The sequence below is a fragment of the Blautia sp. AF34-10 genome (genome assembly GCF_003477865.1).
GTDB lineage: Bacteria > Bacillota > Clostridia > Lachnospirales > Lachnospiraceae > Fusicatenibacter > Fusicatenibacter saccharivorans.
The window spans coordinates 1-7,218 of sequence record NZ_QUED01000047.1; the positions used below are offsets into that span (position 1 = coordinate 1).

The 7,218-nt window shown below is 43.4% G+C and carries 6 protein-coding genes and 1 pseudogene; all 7 read right to left on the reverse strand.

Annotated features, from left to right (window positions below; all coding sequences use genetic code 11):
* Positions 1-673 precede the first annotated feature (673 nt).
* Positions 674-1,771, reverse strand: a complete 1,098-nt coding sequence (gene tnpB / locus DWZ60_RS16275; protein WP_119222126.1) for an IS200/IS605 family element RNA-guided endonuclease TnpB — start codon at positions 1,769-1,771, stop codon at positions 674-676.
* Positions 1,771-2,193: an IS200/IS605 family transposase gene (gene tnpA / locus DWZ60_RS16280; RefSeq protein ID WP_055266992.1), complete on the reverse strand. Its 423-nt coding sequence runs from the start codon at positions 2,191-2,193 to the stop codon at positions 1,771-1,773. Before tnpA ends, tnpB begins: the two co-directional genes overlap by 1 nt.
* Positions 2,194-2,532: 339 nt before the next feature.
* Complete coding sequence (locus DWZ60_RS16285; RefSeq protein WP_118750635.1) at positions 2,533-4,692, reverse strand: Ig-like domain-containing protein; 2,160 nt, start codon at positions 4,690-4,692, stop codon at positions 2,533-2,535.
* 98 nt (positions 4,693-4,790) lie between these two features.
* Complete coding sequence (locus tag DWZ60_RS16290; RefSeq protein ID WP_118594768.1) at positions 4,791-5,120, reverse strand: hypothetical protein; 330 nt, start codon at positions 5,118-5,120, stop codon at positions 4,791-4,793.
* A gap of 114 nt (positions 5,121-5,234) precedes the next feature.
* On the reverse strand, positions 5,235-6,410 hold the full coding sequence (locus tag DWZ60_RS16295) for a leucine-rich repeat protein (protein WP_119222128.1): 1,176 nt from the start codon (positions 6,408-6,410) through the stop codon (positions 5,235-5,237).
* Between the two features lie 192 nt (positions 6,411-6,602).
* The gene (locus tag DWZ60_RS16300; RefSeq protein WP_055265164.1) at positions 6,603-6,878 is read right to left on the reverse strand and encodes a DUF6017 domain-containing protein; all 276 of its coding nucleotides are present in this window, start codon (positions 6,876-6,878) and stop codon (positions 6,603-6,605) included.
* 154 nt (positions 6,879-7,032) lie between these two features.
* A pseudogene (locus DWZ60_RS17630) lies at positions 7,033-7,218 on the reverse strand (transposase); the annotation flags it as partial.

Consider the following 7,218-nt stretch of genomic DNA (forward strand, 5'->3'; position numbering starts at 1 on the left):
TTTCGCACGTTCATGCGCTGCTTTGGATGTTACTATTTTTGCAACCTTCTTAAAGATCTTCGGCTTGCATTGATCCTGCTACGGACAGTTGGCACACTGCTCATGCAGAAAGGAAACGGCACACTGATTGCTTGGTTTCATATAAGAACATGACATTTTCTCAAAAAAGATGACATTTTTATCGTCTAAAACCACAGATTTTTTTATAAAAAGGTAACGTCTCTGAAATATCGCTTCATAAACGTTACCTTGACTTCTTAGCAAAAACAACAAGTCCAGACAGAATATTCTATTTTTTCAACAAAAAGGAATACACAAAACTCTGCGCATCCCCCATGCTGCTTGACTTTTTCCGTCTGGCAGCTTATAATCAAATCAGAAGCAATCAAGGATATTTCCGTGTCAGTGGTTGTACTTTCTGAAATAATTTAAATTATTACAAAAAAGCAACAAGAGACAAAGGCTATCCCCTACTGCCAATAGGGAATAGCCCTCTTGCTATTTGCGGTGGTTGTCTATGTAAGTTGACACTCCCCACAGCTAAAGCAGGGGGATTCCTGTTTCTTCCACCATTGCATTGGCAAATACCTTACGGTACTGCAATGTCTTACACGGTGTCCACAGGCTATATTTATACTGTTCCCGCATGCCCTGCGGTACAGTTTTCTTATCTTTATGCCGACTGCAGCTGCAGTCCTTTTTTCAAAATATTGATGCCTGCATTCGTATCCCGGTCATGAACTGCGTGACAGCCGGGGCACTCCCAGATACGAATGCGCAGATTTTTCACCAGCGGATTCCGATAGCCACAGGAACTGCAGGTCTGGCTGCTCGGATACATCGTTGGTACTTTGCGGATTTCATTTCCATACCACACAGCTTTATATTCCAGCATCTCGAAAAACTTTGCCCACGAAACACTGGCTATCGACTTTGCCAGTTTATGGTTCCGGATCATTCCCTTTACATGCAGGTCTTCGATGCAGATGGTTTGGTTTTCACACACCAGCATCGTTGACTGTTTCTGCAGGAAATCATTTCTTTGATTCGTTACTTTTTCATGTACTTTGGCAACTCGAATTCGCTGCTTATCCCGGTTATGGGATCCTTTCTCTCTTCGGGAAAGTCTGCGCTGTTCCCTTACAAGTTTTCGCATCGAGCGTTCCAGATATCTGGGATTCGCTACTGTATTTCCGTTGCTGTCAGAATAGAATGTTTTGATTCCAACATCAATCCCAATCGTTCCACCCTGATTAGGTCGCGGTTCCGGTTCAAATTCAACATTCAGAACCGCAAAATATTTTCCGGATGGCGTATGCTCAATGGTTACGTGATGAATGTTTCCCACTTCCATTGACTGACGCACTTTCACATATCCAAGCTTCGGAAGTTTGATATATCTTCCCACGATACGAATGTTGTCTTTTTGATTTACCGTTCTGTACGACTGAAAATGGTTATGTTTGCTTTTGAAAGTTGGATGGGACGCTCTTTTTTGAAAAAAGTTTACAAATCCCCGGTCAAGATCCCGCAATGACTGCTGTAATGCGATGGAATCGACTTCTTTCAGAAAAGCAAACTCTTCCTGCTTTTTCAGTTCCGTCAGCATGGCAGAAGTCTGTCCATAGCCGATTTTTTCCCCTTTTTCATAGCCTTCCTTACGCATGGCAAGTCCCCGGTTATAGATGAACCTGCAGCATCCCAGCGTCTGGTGAATGAAGGCTTTCTGTCCTTTATTCGGGTAGATTCTGAATTTGATCCCTTTTTGCATTATCCCATCTTATCCTTTTGTCTCTGCGATGTTTTCTGGTTTTCGATATACTGTTTTACTGCTTCCAGCGGAGCACCACCCACCGTCGATACAAAATAGCTGTTTGTCCAAAGCGTCGGCATCTTAGTTTTAAGATATGGAAATTCCTGTCTTAAAATTCTGGAAGTATAGCCTTTGAAAGATTTTACGGCTTTGTGAATACCAAACTGAGGTTCTACTTCCAGCAGCATATGAACATGATCCGGCATGATTTCCATTTCCAGAATCTCTACAGAAAGATTTGCAGCATACTCTGTGAGCAGTTCCTTCAACCTGGTATCTACACCATTGGTTAATACTTTTCGTCTATATTTAGGACACCATACTACATGGTATTTGCACGAATAGACGACATTGTTGTTTGATTTATATGTTGTATTCATGTTTGTATTATACTATATTTTTCCATTTAATACAACCACTATTTTGTCCATCTCAATTACTTGCGTAAATTCGATGGACGCGTCTTATATCCCCATAGCTAAAGCAAGAAGTTTTACGACGCATTGGATAACGCCGCAAAAACAACAAGTAAAAGTGTCAACACTTCCATTGTATTCATTGGCATTACCCCCTTTCTGTTTCCAGAAAGGACAACCATCAGACTATCCCTATCACGTTCTGATCTGATTAGATTCAGTATAGCATATCATCGACTATTTTACTACCTCTTCGACATACAAATCCCCTCTCGCGATTCGTCTACGAGAGGGGATTCTTTTTTATCGAATAAAGTAGTTTGTAATCTGATAATAATCGTTTTCTGTCATGCCGAGTACATCACTCATACCATCGTCCATATGTTCCCAAGTAGCTGGAAAGTCAAGATCCTGATTTGCAAATGAGAATACAGCTGAGAAATTCACAATCTTTCTTCCGTTATACTCCTGCGGTTGTCCATACATTACAGCGATTGCTCCATATGCATTATAATCATCCATCTGGTTTGCTTTATGGCCTGGAGAGGACATCCAAAGGTTGAAGATCTGGCGGGCAAGATCATCGGAATCTGTATATGACAGACCACCGCCGCAGCCGTTCTGTCTGCCACCATGCAGGGCCAGATTATCAGAAGTTCCGTATCCTGGCTGTGTGATTGATCTCATGATATGGTATCCGGCAGCGGCAACGCTTCTCGGATAACAATGCTTATCATCCCAGATCATGGCTGCGTGTCCTTCTTTGACACGTTCTTCATTTACCAGATCGAAAATCTTTCTGGAAACTTCCTGATCGTAAACGGTCATTCCAAGAGCCTCTTCGTTGGTGTATGGGATATTAATTTTTACTTCTACGTATCTTCCAACAACACCTCCGTTTGGCTTAGATCCCATTGCATCAGCTGAGATAATAACTTTTCGCATACCATTTTTTTTATGAACCGTTACAAGTCCATTTTCATCTACACTTGCTACTTCCGGATCATCCGAAGTCCATTTTACCGCTTTGTTGGTTGCATTTTCCGGATATACGGTTGCGGCCAGCTGCAGTGTCTGTCCAACTTCAGTTAATTCCAGATTACTGTTCGGTGTAATTGTTACGCTTGTTGCATAAACGGTTTCTGCTGGTGTCTCTGTTGGCTTCGGTGTCTCTGTTGGCTTCGGTGTCTCTGTTGGCTTCGGTGTCTCTGTCGGCTTCGGTGTCTCTGTCGGCTTTGGCGTTTCCGTTGGCTTTGGCGTTTCCGTTGGCTTTGGTGTCTCTGTTGGTTTCGCTTCCGGTTTTGTTGTAAGCGCACCGTCTTTTCCGTAGTAATTTCCGTTTACCGTCTGATCCGTTACCATCTTACAGTCTGATCGGAAATAATATGTCTTTCCGGAAATTTTCATCTGCATATCCTTGCAGGCTCCGCCCCAGCTCCGGATATAGTATTTTGCTCCGTTTTCTTCTTTCCAGCATCCGGAAAGCATAACTCCGTTTCCGTCCACAAAATACAGGTTATCTTTGTATGTAAAGCTTGTGTTCACTGCCATGGTGCTGTCTGCCTGGAACCAGTACCATTTTCCTCCGGTTTTCAGCCACTCATTCTGATAGGCTGCACCGTTATCATGCAGGTAATATTTTTTTCCGTTCCAGGTCTGCCAGCAGTTTTTATAAGCTCCGCCCCAGCTGCAGAAGAAATAGGTTTTTCCCCCGTCCGTGAAAGATTCATTTGCTTTCATGGTTCCGTCTGCGTTCAGATAGTAACGGTTATTGTCCCAGGTCTGCCAACCCGTTGCAATTTTTCCATCTTTTGCCAGTTTCCACTGTCCATCCATCACGATCCACTGCATGTTGGTTACTTCTGCAGCACTATTGAAGGTATACGAACGTCCATTGATTTTTGCAGACCGGCTCTTATAAGCTCCTCCCCAGCTGCAGAGATAACGGATTTTTCCGGTATCATCCAGTTTCCACTCATTGGAGCGCATACTTCCATCACTATTCATGTAGTATTTATTTCCATCCCAGGTCTGCCAGCCGGTTGCAATTTTTCCGTCTTTCACCAGATACCATTTTCCGCCTTTTACAACCCACTGGGAACCCTGTACCTTACTGTCTGCACCGAAAGTATAACTTCTGCCGTTGATTCTTGCCTTGCAGTTCAGGTAAGCTCCACCCCAGCTGCGGAAGTAGTAAACCGATCCATCCGTATCAATCATCCACTCATTTGCTTTCATGGTTCCGTCTGCATTCAGATAATATTTTTTTCCGTCCCAGGTCTGCCAGCCGGTCTGTTTTACACCGTCTTTGTAAAAATACCAGATTCCGGACTCCTGTGTCCATCCGGTTTTTCCAGCTGCCTGTACTGTCTGGGCAGAAACTACTGGGAACATATTTGTTGCGGCCGGTGTGCCTACTGCCAGGCTCAGGCCAAGAAGTACCATTGCGATTCTTTTTCTCATATTTTTTTCCTCCGTCCGTGTCAAACATTGACACCGATTTTTCTGTTTGAATTCCGTGTCAATGTTTGACACGGGATTCCTTGTTTTATTATTTCACTTTATTCTGGAATTTCTTCCAGAAGTTCCCCGGTATAATCTTCCCGTTTTCCAAGTTTTACGGCATCGTCCAGTTCGGACTGTTCCATGCATACACTTCCGATCGGGTGGATTCCTGGATCACAAAGAACCAGATACAGGTTTCCCTGGTAATCTTCCGCTACATCACCATCCTGCCGGTAGCCAATAAACTCATGCTCAATCGGTATTTCTTCCGGATGCTCCAGATAGAATGGATCAAGCTCTCCCCAGTCCAGTGTGGAAAAATTGAAGTCCGGAAAACGTTCTGCTATTACTTTTTCTGCATTTTTTCGAAGCTCTTTCATGTCCATATGGTTTCTCCCCCTTTTTTATTTCTTTGGATCATATTATCATATTACCTTTCCAATTCCGTAATTACAAGAGTCTTTTGCTATTTTTCATATTGCATTTTTATTACATTCTAATCACCCCTCTGTTTTATCTGCATTTGTTGTTATTGTAATATGGCTTCCGCTGCTGAATGCGGCTTCCATAGATGCCTTTAATGCGTTCAGGATTTCATCTGCACTTTTTGTTCCCCCGTAGAAGCCCGTATTGGCCGTTTCCTGCGATTTTTCTGCATCGTACCGTAAAATGATCGTAAGTCCTGTTCCAGCCGTTGCAGCGTCCGAAAACGAGCTTGAAAGGGTTGTCTTGGATGTACAGGAAACGGTAAGTGTTCCACTCAGGAACTTACAGCCGGAAAACAGGTTCCCGCTATCCGTACAGGAAGATGGGATTTCACCGGTTATGGATTCCAGTGCGGTACATCCGAAAAAACTGCTGTTCATTTTCTGTGCAGACGATGGGATATGTACTTCTTTCAGGTTGACGCAGCCATTGCAGATATTCGAAAGTTCTTTCGCACTGTCCGGAATCTGGACAGATGCCAGAGCCATACAGCCGTAATACATAGAATCCATGTTCTCCAGCTGCATACAGGCTGTTGTATCGGCTCCATCGATCAGCGCCGTATCACCGTAAAATGCTTTTTTTGCCTGTTTTATATTCCCTGGAAGTTCCATGGCCTTTTCCAGTGCAATACACCCTTCTGCGCAGGATGTAATATCTTCCAGCCGGACCGCACCAGACATATCCGGCATACTGGTCATCGCTGTGGCATTTTTGAATGTTTCCACCATGCTTCTCACTGTGTCCGGAATGCGGCACAATGTTTCCAGGTATTCGTCATTTCCTGTAAACCAGTAGTCCATGCTTTCCACTTCTGCCTCCGGATCAATCCAGGTCAGCCGTTTAACAGAATCTTTCTTCCATGGCGCAGAATCTGATTTGAAATTCCGGACGCTTCCTTTTCCGGATATTTCTAGATCCCCGTTGGAATACAGGATAGCCTCCACATCATCTGGATTTTCTCTGCCGATTTTATACCTAACACTTTCATCACGGTCAATAAGCACTGTTATCTCTGCCTTGATATCCGGATATGCCTTGGAGGAAACCTCTACGGTAACACTGTGGCCATGTGCCGGCACTTTAGCCGGTGACACGCTGTATGTATCTGCATCCAGAAGCTGTTTCTGTTTCCCGGATATTCCGTATACGCGGAAATTTTTTTTCTGAAAGCCGACTTCCGGCAGCATAGCTTTTCTCTGCAGCTTCCACCTTGATCGTTTCCGGTTTTTCCGGTGCAGCTTCTTTTCGAAATTTTGGCAGTACCAAAAATACGACTCCAACAAGAATCAGCAAAATAACAGCAATCAACGCTATGATCCACAAGCTGCTTTTCTTTTTCTGCCTTTTTTTCTCTGGCTGTTTTTTTGATACGGCCATTTTTACTCTTTTTTCTTTTCCGTATTGTGCAGGCACTTCAGGATATAACAGATATGATCTTTATCCAGCTTCAGGAACATGCTTTTTACAATCGGAACAGGACGTTCCTTTCCTCCAATCCGAATTGTTCCTGCATCCGGCGGCAGCATTAGGGTTTCTACAATCAGCTCGATCAGTTCATCCACTTCCTGCTTGTTATAGATCGGCGGGTAGTTCTCGTAATCAATATTTTTCCGAATCAGTTCCCGGTAGGCAGATATCCGATCCATCATATCCATCCCACCTCTTTTTGTTCCCCGCTTTATATTATGATGTTAGGGTCAAAACCATAAATAACTTTGTCCTCTATTTCTATAGCACCTTGAAAAATTCATATTTTGTAGTGTAATACCGGATTTCTTCGGATATACGCTGGTATTCCCTTCCTTGATTTTATACAAGTACCGGATTTTGAGCGTAATGTCCTAAACCCTTCACATAGTTGAAGAGTTTTCTGAAATTCAATGCTACTATCTTGGAACCGAAAAAGAACTTGCCCCGCTGTTTCCCACGAGGTATCTTTTCCAAGTGGTAATTCTTGCGTATATTCGATGGAACAGTTTCCACTCCATTACGCAG

Bases quoted from the DNA above. Each gene is read 5' to 3' on its own strand.
- DWZ60_RS16295 (WP_119222128.1), bottom strand. From the start codon at position 6,410: ATGCTGCCGGAAGTCGGCTTTCAGAAAAAAAATTTCCGCGTATACGGA.
- tnpB (WP_119222126.1), bottom strand. From the start codon at position 1,771: ATGCAAAAAGGGATCAAATTCAGAATCTACCCGAATAAAGGACAGAAA.
- DWZ60_RS16285 (WP_118750635.1), bottom strand. From the start codon at position 4,692: ATGAGAAAAAGAATCGCAATGGTACTTCTTGGCCTGAGCCTGGCAGTA.
- DWZ60_RS16290 (WP_118594768.1), bottom strand. From the start codon at position 5,120: ATGGACATGAAAGAGCTTCGAAAAAATGCAGAAAAAGTAATAGCAGAA.
- DWZ60_RS16300 (WP_055265164.1), bottom strand. From the start codon at position 6,878: ATGGATATGATGGATCGGATATCTGCCTACCGGGAACTGATTCGGAAA.
- tnpA (WP_055266992.1), bottom strand. From the start codon at position 2,193: ATGAATACAACATATAAATCAAACAACAATGTCGTCTATTCGTGCAAA.